The organism is Histidinibacterium lentulum (genome assembly GCF_003789055.1).
GTDB classification, from domain to species: Bacteria; Pseudomonadota; Alphaproteobacteria; order Rhodobacterales; family Rhodobacteraceae; genus Oceanicola; species Oceanicola lentulus.
Window position 1 is genome coordinate 299542 of sequence record NZ_ML119082.1, and the last position, 17140, is coordinate 316681.

The following is a 17140-nucleotide window of genomic DNA, read 5'->3' on the forward strand; positions in this document are numbered from 1 at the left end:
GCGCGGACCGAGGGCGACAAGGGGACGCAATGCCAAGCTATACGCCGCCGCTCCGCGACATGGAGTTCGTGCTCCATGACCTTCTGCAGGTCGAGACCCTCGACATCCCCGGTTACGCCGAGCTCGACCGCGACACGACGCGGGCGATCCTCGGCGAGGCGGGCCGGCTCGCGTCCGAGGTGCTGGCCCCCCTGAACCCGGTCGGCGACCGCGAAGGTTGCCGGCTGGAGAACGGCGTCGTGCGCACGCCGCAAGGCTTCCGCGAGGCCTACGAGCGGATGCGCGACGGCGGCTGGATGGGACTCGACGCCGATCCGGCCTACGGTGGCCAGGGCATGCCCTACCTGATGAACTGCGCCACGGGCGAGATGTTCGTCTCGGCCAACATGGCCTTCAACATGTATCAGGGCCTGACCCACGGCGCCTATTCCGCGCTCCATGCCCATGGCACGGAGGACCAGAAGGCCACCTACCTGCCGAAGATGATCGACGGCGCATGGTCGGGCACGATGAACCTGACAGAGCCCCATTGCGGCACCGATCTCGGGCTGATCCGCACCAGGGCCGAGCCGCAGCAGGACGGCAGCTACCGGCTCACCGGCCAGAAGATCTGGATCTCGGGCGGCGAGCACGACCTTGCCGAGAACATCATCCATCTGGTGCTGGCGAAGATTCCCGGCGGGCCCGAGGGCACCCGGGGCATCTCGCTCTTTCTCGTGCCGAAATACCTCGTGAATCCGGACGGCAGCCTCGGCGACCGCAACGCGGTCACCTGCGGCGGGCTCGAGGAGAAGATGGGCATCCACGGCAATGCCACCTGCGTGATGAACTACGACGGCGCCACGGGCTGGCTCGTGGGCGAGACGCACAAGGGCCTGAAGGCCATGTTCACGATGATGAACGAGGCCCGGATCGGCGTCGGGCTCCAGGGCCTCGCGCAGGCGGCGGTGGCCTACGAGAACGCGCTCGGCTTCGCGCGCGAGCGGCTGCAGGGGCGCAGCGTGACGGGCGCGAAGCACCCCGGGGGTCCCGCCGATCCGATCATCGTGCATCCCGACGTGCGGCGCGGACTGATGGATCAGAAAGCCTTCGTGGAGGGCGGCCGCGCCTTCGCGCTGTGGGCCGCGCACATGATCGACCGGGGACATCTGGCCGGAGACGTCGGCGCACAGGGGCTGATTTCCCTGCTGACGCCGGTGGTCAAGGGGTTCCTGACCGACAGGGGCTTCGAGAGCTGCGTCGCGGCCCAGCAGACCCTCGGCGGCTCCGGGTTCACCCGCGACTGGGGGGTGGAGCAGTTCGTCCGCGATGCGCGGATCACGATGATCTACGAAGGCACCAACGGCATCCAGGCTCTGGACCTCGTGGGGCGCAAGCTGGCCTCGGACGGAGGGGCCCATGCCATGGCCTTCTTCGCCCTGGTGAAGGCCTGGTGCCAGGAGGCCAAGTCCGATCCGGAGATCGACGCGGATTTCGCGCAGCCCCTGAAGCAGGCCTCGAAGGAGCTGCAGCAGGCGGCCGCCTATTTCATGGCGCAGGCGCCCAGGAGCCCCGACGCGGCCCTGGCTGGGGCCCATGACTTCCTGCACATGACGGGCCATGTCTGCCTCGGCCTGATGTGGGGCCGCATGGCGCAGGCGGCGAAGACAGCCCTGGCCGCGGGCGCCACCGATCCCGGCTTCTACGAGGCGAAGATCGCCACGGGCCGCTACTACATGGCGCGCCATCTTCCGCTCGTGGCGACGCATCTGCGGCGGATCGAAAGCGGCGTCGAGCCGGTGATGGCGCTGGACGCCGCGGCCTTCTAGACTGCGCCCGCTCGACCGGCCCTGACAGGCCGGCTCGCGCCCGACGCCGCCCAGCCCGAGAGGTCTTCGCCGATGCCCAGACGTTTCCGCCTGACCCGCCGCTTCCCGGTCGCCATGACCGAGGACGGCTACCGCCGCCTGAAGCGGTTCAGCCAGGAAGCCGGGCTCGACGAGGGCGAGGCGCTCTCGTTCCTCTTCGAGAATTTCGACAGCGTGATCGACACCGACACCTTTGCGCACCGTCTTCGCCTCTTCAATTCGGAGCTGGAGGCGCGGAAGCGATGAGACCTGCGCCCGCCGCACCGTTCGGCCGCCTCCGGCGGAAGTATTTTCGGCCAGATGAGGACAGGGGTGTCGCCCCGCCCCGGGGTCGCATGTGCCGGTTTCCCGGTTTACCCCCGAGGCGGGGCTTCGTCACCTGGCGCGGTCATCGGCTCTCCAGCCTGTACCGCAGGACAGGCTTAACCCGGCCCGGGTTAACGCCGTCTTACCCCTCCTCATCTGGCCGAAAATACTCTCCTTCGGGAGCGGCCTCGCCCCTCCGCGCCGTGTCCGGAGCAGCGCCGTGACCCTGAGGCTCACCTGTTTCGGAGAGAGCGGCAACGCCTACAAGGTCGCCCTCGCGCTGGAGCTCATGGGCGAGACCTGGGCGCCCGTCCATGTCGATTTCTTTGCCGGCGAGACGCGCGGCCCGGAATACCGGGCGCTCAATTCCATGGGCGAGGTCCCGGTCCTGATCGACGGCGGCACGGTGGTCACGCAGTCGGGGCTGATCCTCGAGCATCTCGCCGCCCGCACCGGCAGGCTCGCCGGCCAGACGCCCGAGGCGCGCCGCGAGGTCCTGCGCTGGCTCTTCTTCGACGCCTCCAAGGTCTCGGGCCAGGCCGGACCGCTGCGCTTCAACATGAACTTCCTGCCCGAGGCGGAACGCGACGCCGGTGCCAACGCCTGGCTCTCCATGCGGCTCCATTCGGCGCTCAAGGTCATGGAGGCGCATCTCGCGCAGCACGACTGGCTCGCGGATCGCCACGTCACGATCGCCGATTGCGCCGCCTGCGGCTATCTCTTCTACGACGAGCCCTTCACCTTCGACCGCGCCGCCTGGCCCGCCATCGACGCCTGGCTTTCGCGAATCGCCGCCCTGCCCGGCTGGAAACACCCCTACGAGCTGATGCGCCGGGCCTTCCCGCCCTGCGCCCCGGAGGCCCCATGACCGACGCCTATATCTATGACGCCATCCGCACGCCCCGCGGCAAGGGCCGCGCGGACGGCAGCCTGCACGAGGTCACCTCGCTGCGCCTCTCCGCCCTCGTCCTCGACGAGCTCGTCGCGCGGAACGGCCTCGAGGGGCCGGTGATCGAGGACGTGATCTGGGGCAACGCCACCCAGGCCAGGGAACAGGGCGGCTGCCTCGCCCGCACCGCCGTCCTCGCCTCCGGCCTCGACGAGCGCATCCCCGGCCTCTCGATCAACCGCTTCTGCGCGAGCGGCCTCGAGGCCGTGAACCTTGCGGCGAACCAGATCCGGGGCGGCGCGGGGGAGGCCTATATCGCGGGCGGCGTGGAAAGCATGTCCCGCGTGCCCATGGGCTCGGACGGGGCGGCCATCGCCGTCGACCCCACCGTCGCCATGCGCCACTACTTCGTCCCCCAGGGCATCAGCGCCGACATCATCGCCACGACCTACGGCATCTCCCGCGACGACGCGGACCTCTATGCCGTCGAGAGCCAGAGGCGCGCCGCCGCCGCCTGGGAGGAGGGCCGCTTCGCCCGCTCGGTGATCCCCGTGCGCGACATCAACGGCCTGACGATCCTCGACCGCGACGAAGCCCTGCGCCCCGGCACCGACATGCAGGCCCTCGGCGCGCTAAAACCCGCCTTCAGGGACCAGGGCGAGACGATGCCCGGCTTCGACAGGGTCGCGCTGATGAAATACCCCCATCTCGAGCGGATCGAGCATATCCACCACGCCGGCAATTCCTCGGGCATCGTCGACGGCGCGGCGGGCGTGCTCGTCGCGAGCAAAGAATGGGGCGAGGCCCGCGGCCTGAAACCCCGCGCCCGCATCCGCGCCACCGCCCGCATCGGCACCGATCCCACGATCATGCTCACCGGCCCCGTCCCGGTGACAGAACGCATCCTCGCGCAATCCGGCATGACCACGCAGGACATCGACCTCTACGAGGTGAACGAGGCCTTCTCCTCCGTCGTCCTGCGCTTCCTGCAGGCCTTCGACGTGGACCACGACCGTCTCAACGTGAACGGCGGCGCCATCGCCATGGGCCATCCGCTGGGGGCCTCTGGCGCGATCATCCTCGGCACGCTCCTCGACGAGATGGAGCGCACCGACCGCGCAACCGGCCTTGCCACCCTCTGCGTGGCCTCGGGCATGGGTGCCGCCACCATCATCGAGCGCGTGTAGGGAGCCAGACCATGACCGATTTCCGCATGGAGAAAGACGGCGACATCGCGATCCTGACCTGGGATGCGGAGGGCCGCTCGATGAACGTCATGACCCGGGAGGCCTTCGCGGAACTCGACGCCCTGATCGACGCCGCCCTCTCCGACGACAGCGTCAAGGGCATCGTCCTGACCTCCGGCAAGACGGATTTCGCAGGCGGCATGGACCTCGCCACGCTGGCCAGCATCCGCGACGAGGCCGGAGACGCCCCGGCGCAAGCCCTGTTCGACTTCACCATGGCCGGGCACATGGCGCTCCGGAAACTCGAGCGCGCGGGCCTCGACCCGAAGACCAACAAGGGCGGAAAGCCCGTGGCCTGCGCCATCCCGGGCACCTGCGCCGGGATCGGCACCGAGATCGCGCTCGCCTGTCACCGCCGCTTCATGGCCGAAGGCCGCGGCAGGATCGGTCTGCCCGAGATCAAGGTCGGCCTCTTTCCGGGCGGCGGCGGCACGACGCGCTATTCCCGCATGGTGGGCGCGCTTCAGGCCGCGCCGGTTCTGCTCGAAGGCCGGATGCTCGATCCCAGGGCTGCGAAATCGGCGCAACTGATCGACGAGGTCGTCCCCGCCGAGGAACTGCTGGACAGGGCCAAGGACTGGGTCCGCACCGCCACCGACGCCGATATCGTGAAGCCATGGGACAAGAAGGACTGGAAGATGCCGGGCGGCGCGCCCTACCACCCGGCGGGCTTCATGACCTTCGTCGGCGCCTCGGCCATGGTCAACCACCAGACGCAAGGCGTCTACCCGGCGGCAAAGGCGCTCCTCTCGGCGATCTACGAGGGCGCGCAGGTTCCCTTCGACACCGCCCTGAAGATCGAGGCGCGCTGGTTCACCTCGGTCCTCATGGATCCGACGTCCTCGGCCATGATCCGCACGCTGTTCCTCGGCAAGCAGGCGCTGGAAAAGGGTGCGAACCGGCCCGAGGCGCCGGACCAGTCCGTCCAAAGGCTGGGCGTGCTCGGCGCGGGCATGATGGGCGCGGGCATCGCGCTCGTCGCCGCTCAGGCGGGAATCGACGTGGCTCTCCTCGACCAGAGCCGGGAGGCTGCCGAGAAGGGCCGCGCCTACACAGCCGATTACGCGGAGAAGGGCATCAAGCGCGGCAAGACCACCCCGGAAAAGGCCGAGGCCATGCTCGCGCGGATCCACGCCACCGATGACGTGGCCGACCTTGCGGACTGCGACCTCATCGTCGAGGCCGTCTTCGAGGACCCGACAGTCAAGGCGGAAATCACCGCCCGCGTCGAGGCGGTGCTGGGCGAAGAGGCGATCTTCGCGACGAACACCTCCACCCTGCCGATCACGGACCTTGCGAAAGCCTCGAAGCGCCCCGACCGGTTCATCGGCATCCACTTCTTCTCCCCCGTGGAAAAGATGATGCTGGTGGAGATCATCAAGGGCCGCGAGACCGGCGACCGCGCCGTGGCCAAGGCGCTCGACTTCGTGCGCCAGATCCGAAAGACGCCCATCGTCGTGAACGACGCCCGCTTCTTCTACGCGAACCGCTGCATCATCCCCTACCTCAACGAGGGCGCGCGGATGGTCACGGAGGGCGTGGCGCCCGCGCTGATCGAGAACGCGGCGAAACTGCTGGGTTTTCCGCTAGGTCCCCTGCAACTGATCGACGAGACCTCCATCGACCTCGCGGTGAAGATCTCCAAGGCGACGAAGGCTGCAATGGGCGATGCCTACCCCGCCGACATGGCCCCCGTGGACGAGCTGATGACCTGGCTCGCGGGCGAGGGCCGCATGGGCAGAAAGGCCGGCGCAGGCTTCTACGCCTATGACGACAAGGGCAAGCGCACGGGTCTCTGGCACGGCCTGGCGGACCGGCATGCGCCGGCGGCGACGCAGCCCGAGCTCACAGAGGTTCAGCACCGCCTGATGTTCGCGCAGGTGCTCGAAGCGGTCCGCGCCCTCGAGGACGGCGTGCTCATGGACATCCGCGAGGGTGACGTGGGCGCGATCCTCGGCTGGGGCTTCGCGCCCTGGTCCGGCGGGCCGTTCTCCTGGCTCGACCTGCTGGGGGCGCCCTACGCCGCCGCCCGCTGCGACGAGCTCGCCGCGCGCCATGGTGACCGCTTCGCCTGCCCCGCCCTCCTGAGGGAGATGGCGGAGCGGGGGGAGAGGTTCGACCGCCGCTTCACCGCCCCCGGCGCGGATGCCGCCTGATGGCCACGCCGGCGGGTCTCCTCCCCTGGAGCATCGTCGGCACCATCGCGGGAACCGCCATCTGCGTCACTCTTGCGGCCGCCGCCCTGGACCCGCCGCTCGCCACGGCGGCGGCGGCGGGGCTTGCCGTTGGCCTTGGCGGCACCGTCATGGGCGGCCTCGTCCCGGCCGGGGTCGCGGCGGCGGTGGCCCTCGCGGCCATCGCGCTCGGTCTCGCGGGTCTCGATCCGCGCCTTGCCGCGCTCGCCCTTGCCGCCCTCGCGGGCTGGGAGGCCCACAGGCGCGGCGGCCGCGCGGCGGTCTACGGCATCCTCGCCACGGTGATGCTCTCCGTCGCCCTGCGCGACGGCGCCGGCACCTTGCCCGCCCTCCTCGTCTTCGCCGCCGCCGCTGCGGCGGGGATCGCCGTCGCGCAGGCGCGTCGGCTCACCGGTCTCGCCGCCCCTCCCCCCGAGGACCGGCGCGGCGGCGTCCAGATCGCGCTCTTCCTCGCGCTCGGGCTCATGGCGTCCCTGACACTTGTGGGCAATGCCGGAGAGCCGCGCGCGGTCTGGATCCTCTACACCTTCGTCCTGCGCGCGCTCAGCCCCGTGGCCCTGCTGGCCGAGCGGACCCTCGTCTATGCCCTCGGCGCCTGCCTCGGGGCCGTGGCGGCGCTTGCGCTCGAGCTTCTCGGCCCGCCCGGGCTCTGGCCCACCCTCGCCATCGCCTCGGTGGCGGTCCTGGTCGGCCTGCGACGGGCGGCGCTGCTGTCGCCGGTGCCGGGTGCGCTCTTCACCCTCGCCACGCTCCTCGTGGTCGCGCCCACCCCCGCCCATGCCGTCTTCCGGCTGGAGGTGATCCTCCTGGTCGCCGCCATGGTCCTGGCCCTGGCCGAGGGCCTGCGCCGGGTGCTCGGGCCGAACCGGACAGCTGTCCAGAAATTGCCCGATTAACCCTTTTCCATATTCAGTTCAAAGACTTGCCGAAGGTTTCATCGTGTAACGCGGCGCAACCAGTGGCCCGGACCCCCTTTCCGAAGACCAGACTGACGATCCCCGTGACCGCGATCGGGGCAAACAAGTGCCGAATTGCGGAATTGCCAGGTCATTCCCCTGCAATACCTGGTCGGCTCTGCCGGCTGGTCAGCCGCCGGAAACGCCCGGAGGATCGAAGATGTAGCCGAAGCGCGCCACATCCTCGGCGCAGAGCTGAGCAACCAGCGCCGCATCCCCGTCCGAGTAGAACCCGCGCCAGTCCCGCGGGCGCCTGCTCTCGTTTGCCCGGCCCGGCGTCGGATCGAAACCGAGATGGACCGCGAGCGGAGCCAGGTCCGTCCCGAGGCACTCGAGGCGCACGAAGAGATCCGCCCGCTCCCGCCCTGCCCCGTCCCGCATCGCCGCACCATAGGGATTTGCCCGCAAAGCGGCCCGGGTTGCGGGGTGGTTCAGAAAGCCGGCAAACTCCTCCTGCCGCGCCAGAGTGACCGCGGGATGATCGAACCGCTGATCACGAAGCCAGTGGTAGTAGCTGACCATCCTGTCCCACGGGTTGCGGACGAGCGTGAAGACGAAAAGCCCGTCCAGTTCCTCCCGCCGGTAGAGACCCTCCGCCTCGGCCACCGTCGAGTGCTTCCACAGCCGGCCCGCCGTCTTCACCCCCCGGAGACGCCCCTTCCTGCGCCGCGCCTTCGGCGTGTCGCCGATCAGGATGTCGTCCGCCATGGCGCGCGCCTCCAGCGCAAGTGCCAGCGCCGTGCCGCCCGTCTTCGGGATGTGGACGAAGAGGTAGCGCCGCCCCCGGGAGAGGATCATCGAGCACTCAGAACCATTGCCCCGGCTCCATGAGCCCGAGATCGAGAAGCTGCTGGGAGCGCCAGGTGAAGGGCACGGAATTGTGCCACCAGAAGCTCTGGATATCGAAGGTGCTCCCTGGGTTGCGCTTCAGCGCCTTGGCGGTCCGGAACGAACAGACCGCCGCGGTCAGGCTGTGATGCCAGGGGCTGGCATAGGTGTTGTACTCGGCGATGTTGAAGGTGTGGTCCTCCCGCAGCTCCAGCCCCGGCTGAGCCCGGAACAGCGAGATCCGGTCGATCCTGCGCCGCGACGGCGGGACATGCTCCTCGAAACGCCAGCGCAGCCCGCCGAAGAAATCCATCTGACGGTCCAGATGGTTGTTCCAGCGGTCGGTCCGGTTCAGCGCGTAGTAGCCCGACCGGTCGAGATGGGCTTCGTCGATCGACACGGCGGAGGGGCAGCGACCGAGATCGCCGGCGTAGAGATCGATGACGTAGGTGAGGATCGTGTCGCGACGCTCCTCTACGCAGAAGGCCGTCATCTCTCCCACGGTCCGGGTCTCGCAGAACGGGTAGTACAGGAACTCGGCATTGTAGCAGTAGTGGAACCAGACCTTCGGAGCAGCGGCGATGCAGGTGTTGACGGCCCGCGTCAGCGCGCCTTCGGACAGCGTGTTGTAGCTGACGTGGTGGATCGTGGTTTCGAATTCCGGTTCGAGGTCGATCCCGTCGGGCACGAGCGCGGCGATGGTGCGGAACCCGCGAACGAGGAGGTTTCTCAGGGTACTTGCCACCTCGACCTGGTCCTCTATCAGGACGAGCGCGACCGGTCCCTTCTCGAGCGCGCCCGAAGAGGCGAAACTTTGCAGGCCGTCGTGACGCATCCGATGCTTTCTCCGGGAGGCGGAGGCACGCTGCCCGGCGGCGGCGTCCATTGCAAGGGCCGGGCGGCTTGGTTAGGACGGCCGGGTGCCCCGGAGGACACGATGACCGCCGAGAAGAAGCTCTACATCAAGACCTATGGCTGTCAGATGAACGTCTATGACAGCGAGCGCATGGCCGAGGTCATGGGCGGTCAGGGCTATGGCGTGACCGACGATCCCGCCGAGGCCGACATGATCCTCCTGAACACCTGCCACATCCGCGAGAAGGCCGCAGAGAAGGTCTATTCCGAACTCGGACGGCTGAAGCCGCTAAAGGCCGCGAAACCGGGCCTCAAGATCGGCGTGGCAGGTTGCGTGGCCCAGGCCGAGGGCGAAGAGATCCTCGCCCGGGCGCCGATGGTGGACCTTGTCGTCGGACCGCAGAGCTATCACCGGCTGCCTGCCATGGAACGTGCCGTCACCGGCGGGGCCAAGGCGGTCGACACCGACTTTCCTGTCGAGGACAAGTTCGAGGACATGTCCCGTCCGCGGATGCGAAAAGGGCCGACAGCCTTTCTGACCGTACAGGAAGGATGCGACAAGTTCTGTTCGTTTTGTGTGGTTCCCTACACTCGTGGGGCCGAGATCAGCCGGCCGGCGGACAGGATTATTCAAGAAGCGGCCCAACTCGTGGCCGCGGGCGTCCGTGAGATCACGCTTCTCGGCCAGAACGTGAACGCCTATCACGGACATGCGGGCGGGCTTGCCGGCCTGATCCGCGCGCTGGCAGGCATCGATGGGCTGGACCGTATCCGCTTCACCACGAGCCATCCCAACGACATGGATGACGCGCTGATCGAGGCGCATGGTGCCTGCGACAAGCTGATGCCCTATCTTCATCTGCCGGTTCAGTCCGGGTCGGACCGCATCCTGAAGGCGATGAACCGCAAGCACACCGCCGAAAGCTACCTGCGGCTGATCGACCGCCTGCGCGACGCGCGGCCCGATCTGGCCTTGTCGGGCGATTTCATCGTGGGCTTTCCCGGCGAGACCGAGGCCGATTTCGAGGATACGCTGCGGCTGGTGGAGGACGTGCGCTATGCGTCCGCCTATTCCTTCAAGTACTCCCCTCGTCCTGGCACGCCCGCGGCAGAACGCGACCAGCTGCCTGAGGACGTGAAGACCGAACGTCTCGCGCGCCTTCAGACCCTTCTGGCCCGGCAGCAGGCGGCCGCTCAGGACGCCATGATCGGGCGGACAGTCGGTGTGCTGTTCGAGAAGCGGGGCCGCATGGAAAGGCAGGTCGTCGGCAAGTCCGATCACCTCATGGCGGTCCATGCCGAAGGCCCGGACTCACTGATCGGCCGAATCGTTCCGGTGGAAATCGTTGCAACCGCGCCCCATTCCCTTGCAGGGCGCTGTGTCGGCGACGCCTGAACTGTTTCCCACAATCCCCCGACGCAACGTTACTTTTTCTCCTTGTCCACAGGTTGGAGCTGGGCATGTGTGGGGGTTGTTTCCGATTCCGACACAATATCTGGCGGATTCTCCTTCCCAACCGCGGAATATTGGTTAATCTTTTGAACACAATGGCTCTCTTGCGCGCGCGTGCATGCAAGGCGGGCCTGGGAGAACAGACCAAGAGGGACAAGCACCGTGGCGACCAGAACCTTGCACCGGGTCGCGAGAAGCATGGCGGCCGTTGCCGCCCTCGCGCTCTCGCTGACCGTGAGCGCGGACCGGGCCGAAGCTCAGACCGGCCCGGTCATCACCGGACAGATCGAATGGGGCGTTTATGTGGCTCCCGATGGCTGCATGCGCTGGTGGGCAGACGGCGGCCTCGAAGGCTACATGGTGACGCGGTTCCATCCGAACACCAACCGGCCCTATTGCCTGCAGACAACGACCTGCCTGACAGAAAGCACCGATGTGCTCTTTGCCACGGACAGCCATCACCTGACCGATGAGGGCCGGGCCCGGCTGGAACGGTTCTTCCGGACGGAGAACGCGTTCGGCTACGCCGTTTACGGCCATACCGACGAGCGCGCGAGCCACGCCTACAACCAGGCCCTTTCGGAGCGGCGTGCCAATTCGGTTGCGCAGGTCGCCCGCTCGGTCGGCGCGGTCGTCGAGGCGGTCGCGGGCTTCGGCGAGACCCGGCCGAGGGCGCAGGGCCACAACGAGCATGCCTGGCGACAGAACCGCCGCGTCGAAGTCGTCTGCTACCACCTTCCGGAGTGACAAGAACAATGTTCCGAATGTTGATCCCCGCCGGCCTGCTCCTGACCACGGTGGCAGGCTGTGCTGCACCGCCGCAGAACCCCGATCCAAACGGTACGGGGGCGCCGCTGATCGCGCGGGCGACCGACAGCGCCATCGTCAACAGGGATACGCTGAACGACAAGATTCCGGCGATCGCGGTCACCCCCGATGGCTGTCAGAACTGGATCCTGGATGACGGCGCCGAAGGTTATGCGGTCGAGCGGTTCGATCCCGTAGCCGGCACCGTCGTCTGCACGAACCGCCTGCCGCCCGGCGCGGTCATCGGCAACCCCTACACCAATCGCTTCCCCGACATCCTGCCCTGACCTCTCGGGAACCCGGGCCAGAGGGCCGCGGCTTGTGCCGCGGCCCTTTCCATTCCCGCGCTTGCGTCTTGCCGCACAAGTTGCCAGCATCGCTTCGAGCCTCTGACCCCGGGAGACGCGCTTGGTCACGACCACCCTGCCCCCGTCCCACGAGACGGTGCTCGAATTTCCCGACAATTTCCTGCTGATCGACCTCTGCGGCGAGTACGACCGAAATCTCGCCGATATCGAGGGCCGGCTTTCGGTGCAGATCCTCCGCCGGGGGAATCGCCTGACCGTCCTTGGCGAGGAAGGTGCCCGCGCAGCCGCAGCCGACACCCTGAACGCGCTCTATCAGCGGCTGGAGTCCGGCAAGAGCGTCGGCGCCGCCGAGATCGAACGCGAGATCCGCATGGGTGGCGACGAGGCCGGCGAAGCCGAGCAGATGGAGATGTTCCAAGGCGGACCGGTCGAGATCAAGACCCGCAAGAAGCTGGTGGAACCGCGCACCGAGGCCCAGAAAAGCTACGTCCGCTCGCTCTTCGAGCATGAACTCGCCTTCGGCATCGGGCCCGCGGGCACCGGAAAGACCTATCTCGCCGTTGCAGTCGGCGTGTCGATGTTCATCCAGGGCAGGGTCGAGAAGATCATCCTGAGCCGTCCGGCGGTGGAGGCCGGGGAACGCCTCGGCTTTCTGCCCGGCGACATGAAGGACAAGGTCGATCCCTACATGCAGCCGCTTTATGACGCGCTGAACGACTTCCTTCCGGGCAAGCAGGTCCAGAAGCTTATCGAGGAAAAGCAGATCGAGATCGCGCCGCTGGCCTTCATGCGGGGCCGCACCCTGTCGCGGGCCTATGTGGTGCTGGACGAGGCCCAGAACGCCACGCAGATGCAGATGAAGATGTTCCTGACCCGCCTCGGCGAGGGCAGCCGCATGGTGATCACCGGCGACCGTACGCAGATCGACCTGCCCCGCGGCGTCGGATCCGGCCTTGCCGACGCGGAACGCCTGCTGAAGCATATTCCGAAGATCTCGTTCAACTATTTCACCTCGAAGGATGTCGTGCGGCATCCCCTCGTGGCCGCGATCATCGAGGCGTACGACGCCGACGGATCATGACTCGGGCAGTGGCGCCCCCTGAAGTCGCGGCGCAGCGCGGGATGGACGAAAACGTCTGGCAGGTGATGCGGAAGAAGGACGCCGGGTCGCGCCATTCGGGACGCGGGGCGGTGCCCGATGCGCTGATCACCCACGGGATCGACCTTGGCGCGCGCGCCGAAACGATGCGGAATTGCTGAACGATGCCCGTCGAGATCTTGTGCGAGCACGAGCACTGGACGGGCCTGCCCCTGCAGGCCCTGGCAGAGACGGCAGCCACCGCCACCTTCGAGAGGCTTGGCCTCGACCCGGCGGTCTGGGAGATATCCCTCCTCGCTGCGGGAGATACGCGAATCGCCTCGCTCAACGCCGACTTCCGCGGCAAGCCCGCACCGACCAACGTTCTGTCATGGCCGTCAGAGGAACGTGGCGTGGTCATCGCCGGAGAGACCCCCGTGGCCCCCGATCCGGCCGATCCGGAACTCGGCGATATCGCGCTTGCATGGGAGACCATTGAGCGCGAGGCCCGTGACATGGGAAAGCCGATGGAGGATCATGTGATGCATCTGATCGTTCACGGTCTGTTGCATCTTCTGGGCTACGATCACGAACGTGACGCCGACGCCACCTTGATGGAGGGTCTGGAGTCGGAGATACTTGGCAACCTGGGTCTGCCGGACCCATATGGAACGTGACTGGGTGGAGGCGCCGGGATGGTCCCGGACAAGGCCGCCTTTTTGGTAGGAGAAAATGGGAGATTCGACCGAAGGGTCGTCCAGGGCAGCGCATGGCGCGCCTTCGGACCCCGATAGTAGCGGCGAGAGTCGGGGACTCTTCGCGCGCCTCTTTGATAGCCTCAGCCCGGCCACTGCGCCGCTGACGCCCATGAACGGCCATCACGATGTGCAGGGCATGTCTCCTGTGCCGGGCCTCGCAAGTCTGCGACAGCTTCGCGTCGAAGATGTCTCCGTGCCCGAAGCGGACATCCGCGCCGTGCCCGTCTCCGCCTCGAAGGAAGAGCTGCTGAAGGCATTCCGCACCTTCGGCAAGACCCGTCTGCCGGTGTTCGACGGCACGCTGGATACACCCGTCGGCCTTGTGCATCTGAAGGATTTCGCGCTGAAGCACGGCTTCAACGGCAATGGAGAGGCTTTCGACCTGCGGGCGATCCTGCGGCCGCTCCTCTACGTTCCGCCGTCGATGCCGCTTAGCGTCCTGTTGCAGAAGATGCAGACGGAGCGCATCCACATGGCCCTCGTGATTGACGAATACGGCGGGACGGACGGCCTCGTGACCATCGAGGACCTGCTCGAGCAGGTCGTCGGTGAGATCGAGGACGAGCACGACATCGAAGAGGCGAAGCTCTGGACGAAAGAGAGCGCCGACAGTTGGCTCGTCCGCGCCAAGACTCCGCTCGACGAGTTCGAGGCAGAGATCGGCCTCGCGCTGACCGAGCACGAGGAGATCGACGAGGAGGAGATCGACACGCTGGGCGGCCTCGTGTTCATGCTCGCCGGTCGTGTTCCGGCGCGGGGTGAGGTTGTGCAGCATCCCTCGGGCATCGAGTTCGACGTGATCGACGCCGACCCGCGCAGGATCAAGCGGATGCGGGTGCGACTGCCCGGCAAGGCCACAGGCTGACCGAAGGGTGAGAGACGAGTTCTGGATCGGCCCGCGCTGGCGCCGTTGGGTCGTTGGCCTCTCGCTCGGCGTCGTGGCGGCGCTGGGGCAGGCCCCGGTGGGCTGGCCGCTGGCGACCCTTCTAGCCTTTTCCGCAGTGTTCTGGCTGGCGGTGGCGGCCCCGAACCGACGCCGCGCCGCGGTCTTCGGCTGGCTCTTCGCGACCGGGCATTTTCTTCTCGCCCTGTCCTGGATCGTGGAGCCGTTCCTCGTCGATATCGCCCGCCATGGCTGGATGGCGCCTTTCGCTCTCTTTTTCATGGCTGGCGGTCTCGCGCTGTTCTGGGCGGCGGCCTTCGCCGCGGGCCTCGGCGGGGGCGCGCTGGGTCTTGCGGCTGCGCTGGGGCTCGCGGAACTGGGGCGGGCCTATCTCCTGACGGGCTTTCCATGGGCCCAGCCGGGCCATGGCTGGATCGACACCCCGGTGGCGCAGCTGGCGCAGATCGGCGGCGCGCTGGGCCTGACAGCGCTGACGCTGGGGATCGCCTCCCTGCCCGCGCTGCGCCTGTCGCGGCCTCTCCGGATCGCCTCGGCGGCCGGCGCCCTCGCCGTCGTCTGGCTGGGCGGTATGGCCCTTGACCGGAGTGCGCCTGTGCCCGCCGCCGACGCGCCTGTGGTGCGCATCGTCCAGCCCAATGCGCCGCAGGACGAGAAATGGGTCCCCGGCAGGGCGGAGATGTTCTTTGACCGCGCGCTCGGCTTCACTGCCGAAGGCGCGGCGCCTGATCTCGTCGTCTGGCCCGAAACCTCGGTGCCCTGGTTCCTGTCCGAGGCCGCGCCGGAACTTGCCCTGATCGCCGAGGCCGCCCGTGGGGCGCCTGCCATCGTGGGCATCCAGCGCAGCGAGTGGCCGCGGTTCTGGAATTCCCTCGCCGTGGTCGCACCCGACGGATCAGTCGCCGATGTCTATGACAAATCCCATCTCGTGCCCTTCGGCGAATACGTGCCCTTCGCGGGCCTGCTCGGGCGGTTCGGCATCCACGGTCTTGCCGCCAACGAGGGCGGCGGGTTCACCGCGGGTCCGGGCGGGCGGACGGTCGAGATACCCGGCCTTGGCCCCGCGCTGCCGCTGATCTGCTACGAGGGCATCTTCGCCGAGGAAGTGCGTGCGGTTTCCCCCCGCGCCGGGCTGATGGTGCTGATCACCAACGACGCCTGGTTCGGAGAGGTGTCGGGGCCCTACCAGCACCTCGTGCAGGCGCGGTTCCGGTCCATCGAGATGGGGCTGCCCATGGTCCGGGCCGCGAACACGGGCGTTTCGGCGGTCATCGACGCGCGCGGCGGGCTCGTCACCGCGATTCCGCTGGGTGAGGCGGGCTGGCGCGATGCGCCCCTCCCCTCCGCCCTCGCGCCGCCGCTTTATGCACGGCTGGGCGATCTGCCCCTCCTGGGCCTGCTGTTGCTTGGCTTTGCAGCCACACTCGTCCGGGTGCGCCGCCGTCACGATTGACGCTGCGCGCGGCCCTGCATAACCGGTCCAAATCCGCTGTCACAACGGCTTCCTGGCGTGACGGTCTGATAACAATGGAGCGCTTCACACATGTCCCGTCAGAACTACACCTTCACCTCGGAGTCCGTGTCCGAAGGTCACCCCGACAAGGTCTGCGACCGCATTTCGGACGCCGTCCTTGATGCGTTTCTGGCGGAAGAGGCCAATGCCCGTGTCGCCTGCGAAACCTTCGCCACCACGAACATGGTGGTGATCGGCGGCGAGGTCGGCCTTGCCGACCAGACCCGGCTCGCGGAGAAGATGGACCTGATCGCGGACATCGCCCGCGCGTGCATCCGCGACATCGGTTACGAGCAGGACAAGTTCCACTGGAACACCTGCCAGGTCCAGAACCTGCTGCATGAGCAGTCGGCCCATATCGCCCAGGGCGTCGACCGTGACGGCGCGGGGGACCAGGGCATCATGTTCGGCTATGCGACCGACGAGACCGACGCGCTGATGCCGGCGCCGATCCAGTATTCCCATGCCATCCTCCGGCGGCTCGCCGAGGTGCGCAAGTCCGGGCAGGAACCGACGCTGCGGCCCGATGCCAAGAGCCAGGTCTCGCTGCGCTACGAGGACGGCAAGCCGGTGGAGGTGACCTCGATCGTGCTGTCGACCCAGCATTCCGAGGAAAGCCAGACCTCCGACGACATCCGCGCCATCGTGGAGCCCTATATCCGCGAGGTTCTTCCGGAGGGCTTCCTGACCGAGAAGACGGAGTGGTGGGTGAACCCGACCGGCACGTTCGTGATCGGCGGGCCGGACGGCGACGCAGGGCTCACGGGGCGCAAGATCATCGTGGACACCTACGGCGGCGCGGCACCCCACGGGGGCGGGGCGTTCTCGGGGAAGGACCCGACGAAGGTGGACCGCTCCGCCGCCTATGCCGCGCGGTATCTCGCCAAGAACGTCGTGGCGGCGGGGCTGGCGCAGCGCTGCACGCTGCAGCTTTCCTATGCGATCGGCGTGGCGCGGCCGCTGTCGATCTATGTCGACACCCACGGCACGGGCGAAATCGAGCCGGCGGCGATCGAGCGGGCGATCCCGAAGGTCATGGACCTGACGCCGCGGGGCATCCGGGAGCATCTGTCGCTGAACCGGCCGATCTACCAGCGGACCGCGGCGTACGGGCATTTCGGCCGGGCGCCCGAGGAGGACGGCGGCTTCTCGTGGGAGCGGACGGACCTCGCCGAGGCGCTGAAGAAGGCGCTCTGAGA

Annotated in this window: 17 protein-coding genes and 1 riboswitch; of the genes, 15 read left to right on the plus strand and 2 right to left on the minus strand. The window is 67.8% G+C overall.

The genetic code is table 11. The features are described from left to right. The first annotated feature begins 29 nt into the window (after positions 1-29). From EAT49_RS04465 to EAT49_RS04490, 6 genes are all read left to right on the plus strand, one after another. The gene (locus EAT49_RS04465) at positions 30-1808 is read left to right on the plus strand and encodes an acyl-CoA dehydrogenase C-terminal domain-containing protein (protein ID WP_123641087.1); all 1779 of its coding nucleotides are present in this window, start codon (positions 30-32) and stop codon (positions 1806-1808) included. Positions 1809-1880: 72 nt separating this feature from the next. After that, positions 1881-2093 (plus strand): hypothetical protein, encoded by a 213-nt coding sequence (locus tag EAT49_RS04470; protein ID WP_123641088.1) that lies wholly within the window; start codon positions 1881-1883, stop codon positions 2091-2093. Positions 2094-2373: 280 nt separating this feature from the next. Then, a complete protein-coding gene (locus EAT49_RS04475) occupies positions 2374-3021 on the plus strand; it encodes a glutathione S-transferase family protein (protein WP_123641089.1) in 648 nt (215 codons plus the stop codon). Next, on the plus strand, positions 3018-4229 hold the full coding sequence (locus tag EAT49_RS04480) for an acetyl-CoA C-acetyltransferase (protein ID WP_123641090.1): 1212 nt from the start codon (positions 3018-3020) through the stop codon (positions 4227-4229). The genes EAT49_RS04475 and EAT49_RS04480 overlap by 4 nt, the downstream gene beginning before the upstream one ends. 11 nt (positions 4230-4240) lie before the next feature. Next, complete coding sequence (locus tag EAT49_RS04485; protein WP_123641091.1) at positions 4241-6445, plus strand: 3-hydroxyacyl-CoA dehydrogenase NAD-binding domain-containing protein; 2205 nt, start codon at positions 4241-4243, stop codon at positions 6443-6445. After that, a complete protein-coding gene (locus tag EAT49_RS04490) occupies positions 6445-7380 on the plus strand; it encodes a hypothetical protein (protein WP_123641092.1) in 936 nt (311 codons plus the stop codon). The genes EAT49_RS04485 and EAT49_RS04490 overlap by 1 nt, the downstream gene beginning before the upstream one ends. 189 nt (positions 7381-7569) lie before the next feature. On the opposite strand, the gene EAT49_RS04495 is transcribed toward EAT49_RS04490, so the two are convergent. Then, entirely contained in the window at positions 7570-8238 is a 669-nt protein-coding gene (locus EAT49_RS04495; protein WP_123641093.1) for a sulfotransferase family 2 domain-containing protein, read from the minus strand. 7 nt (positions 8239-8245) lie between these two features. Beyond that, entirely contained in the window at positions 8246-9103 is an 858-nt protein-coding gene (locus EAT49_RS04500) for a hypothetical protein (protein ID WP_123641094.1), read from the minus strand. Between the two features lie 102 nt (positions 9104-9205). Between EAT49_RS04500 and miaB the strand changes: the two genes are divergently transcribed. From miaB to metK, 9 genes are all read left to right on the plus strand, one after another. Then, entirely contained in the window at positions 9206-10519 is a 1314-nt protein-coding gene (miaB, locus tag EAT49_RS04505; RefSeq protein WP_123641095.1) for a tRNA (N6-isopentenyl adenosine(37)-C2)-methylthiotransferase MiaB, read from the plus strand. A gap of 255 nt (positions 10520-10774) precedes the next feature. Next, positions 10775-11323, plus strand: coding sequence for an OmpA family protein (locus EAT49_RS04510; protein WP_123641096.1), 549 nt, complete (start codon positions 10775-10777; stop codon positions 11321-11323). A gap of 17 nt (positions 11324-11340) precedes the next feature. Beyond that, positions 11341-11670: a hypothetical protein gene (locus tag EAT49_RS04515; RefSeq protein WP_123641097.1), complete on the plus strand. Its 330-nt coding sequence runs from the start codon at positions 11341-11343 to the stop codon at positions 11668-11670. Between the two features lie 121 nt (positions 11671-11791). After that, positions 11792-12772: a PhoH family protein gene (locus tag EAT49_RS04520; RefSeq protein WP_123641098.1), complete on the plus strand. Its 981-nt coding sequence runs from the start codon at positions 11792-11794 to the stop codon at positions 12770-12772. Between the two features lie 41 nt (positions 12773-12813). Next, positions 12814-12951: a hypothetical protein gene (locus tag EAT49_RS21055; protein ID WP_185020638.1), complete on the plus strand. Its 138-nt coding sequence runs from the start codon at positions 12814-12816 to the stop codon at positions 12949-12951. A 3-nt stretch (positions 12952-12954) separates the two neighbouring features. Then, positions 12955-13446 carry an rRNA maturation RNase YbeY gene (ybeY, locus tag EAT49_RS04525; protein ID WP_123641099.1) on the plus strand — a complete coding sequence of 164 codons (492 nt, stop codon included), beginning with the start codon at positions 12955-12957 and terminating at the stop codon, positions 13444-13446. A 55-nt stretch (positions 13447-13501) separates the two neighbouring features. Next, on the plus strand, positions 13502-14392 hold the full coding sequence (locus EAT49_RS04530; protein ID WP_123641100.1) for a transporter associated domain-containing protein: 891 nt from the start codon (positions 13502-13504) through the stop codon (positions 14390-14392). Positions 14393-14399: 7 nt separating this feature from the next. Next, positions 14400-15881: an apolipoprotein N-acyltransferase gene (gene lnt, locus EAT49_RS04535; RefSeq protein WP_123641101.1), complete on the plus strand. Its 1482-nt coding sequence runs from the start codon at positions 14400-14402 to the stop codon at positions 15879-15881. A gap of 33 nt (positions 15882-15914) precedes the next feature. Further along, a riboswitch (SAM-SAH riboswitch) is annotated at positions 15915-15963 on the plus strand. 8 nt (positions 15964-15971) lie between these two features. After that, positions 15972-17138, plus strand: coding sequence for a methionine adenosyltransferase (gene metK, locus EAT49_RS04540; protein WP_123641102.1), 1167 nt, complete (start codon positions 15972-15974; stop codon positions 17136-17138). Positions 17139-17140 lie beyond the last annotated feature (2 nt).

Coding starts and splice junctions, on each gene's coding strand:
- EAT49_RS04465 (WP_123641087.1), top strand. CDS start 30: ATGCCAAGCTATACGCCGCCGCTCCGCGACATGGAGTTCGTGCTCCAT.
- EAT49_RS04470 (WP_123641088.1), top strand. CDS start 1,881: ATGCCCAGACGTTTCCGCCTGACCCGCCGCTTCCCGGTCGCCATGACC.
- EAT49_RS04480 (WP_123641090.1), top strand. CDS start 3,018: ATGACCGACGCCTATATCTATGACGCCATCCGCACGCCCCGCGGCAAG.
- EAT49_RS04485 (WP_123641091.1), top strand. CDS start 4,241: ATGACCGATTTCCGCATGGAGAAAGACGGCGACATCGCGATCCTGACC.
- EAT49_RS04490 (WP_123641092.1), top strand. CDS start 6,445: ATGGCCACGCCGGCGGGTCTCCTCCCCTGGAGCATCGTCGGCACCATC.
- EAT49_RS04495 (WP_123641093.1), bottom strand. CDS start 8,238: ATGATCCTCTCCCGGGGGCGGCGCTACCTCTTCGTCCACATCCCGAAG.
- EAT49_RS04500 (WP_123641094.1), bottom strand. CDS start 9,103: ATGCGTCACGACGGCCTGCAAAGTTTCGCCTCTTCGGGCGCGCTCGAG.
- miaB (WP_123641095.1), top strand. CDS start 9,206: ATGACCGCCGAGAAGAAGCTCTACATCAAGACCTATGGCTGTCAGATG.
- EAT49_RS04510 (WP_123641096.1), top strand. CDS start 10,775: ATGGCGGCCGTTGCCGCCCTCGCGCTCTCGCTGACCGTGAGCGCGGAC.
- EAT49_RS04515 (WP_123641097.1), top strand. CDS start 11,341: ATGTTGATCCCCGCCGGCCTGCTCCTGACCACGGTGGCAGGCTGTGCT.
- EAT49_RS21055 (WP_185020638.1), top strand. CDS start 12,814: ATGGACGAAAACGTCTGGCAGGTGATGCGGAAGAAGGACGCCGGGTCG.
- ybeY (WP_123641099.1), top strand. CDS start 12,955: ATGCCCGTCGAGATCTTGTGCGAGCACGAGCACTGGACGGGCCTGCCC.
- EAT49_RS04530 (WP_123641100.1), top strand. CDS start 13,502: ATGGGAGATTCGACCGAAGGGTCGTCCAGGGCAGCGCATGGCGCGCCT.
- metK (WP_123641102.1), top strand. CDS start 15,972: ATGTCCCGTCAGAACTACACCTTCACCTCGGAGTCCGTGTCCGAAGGT.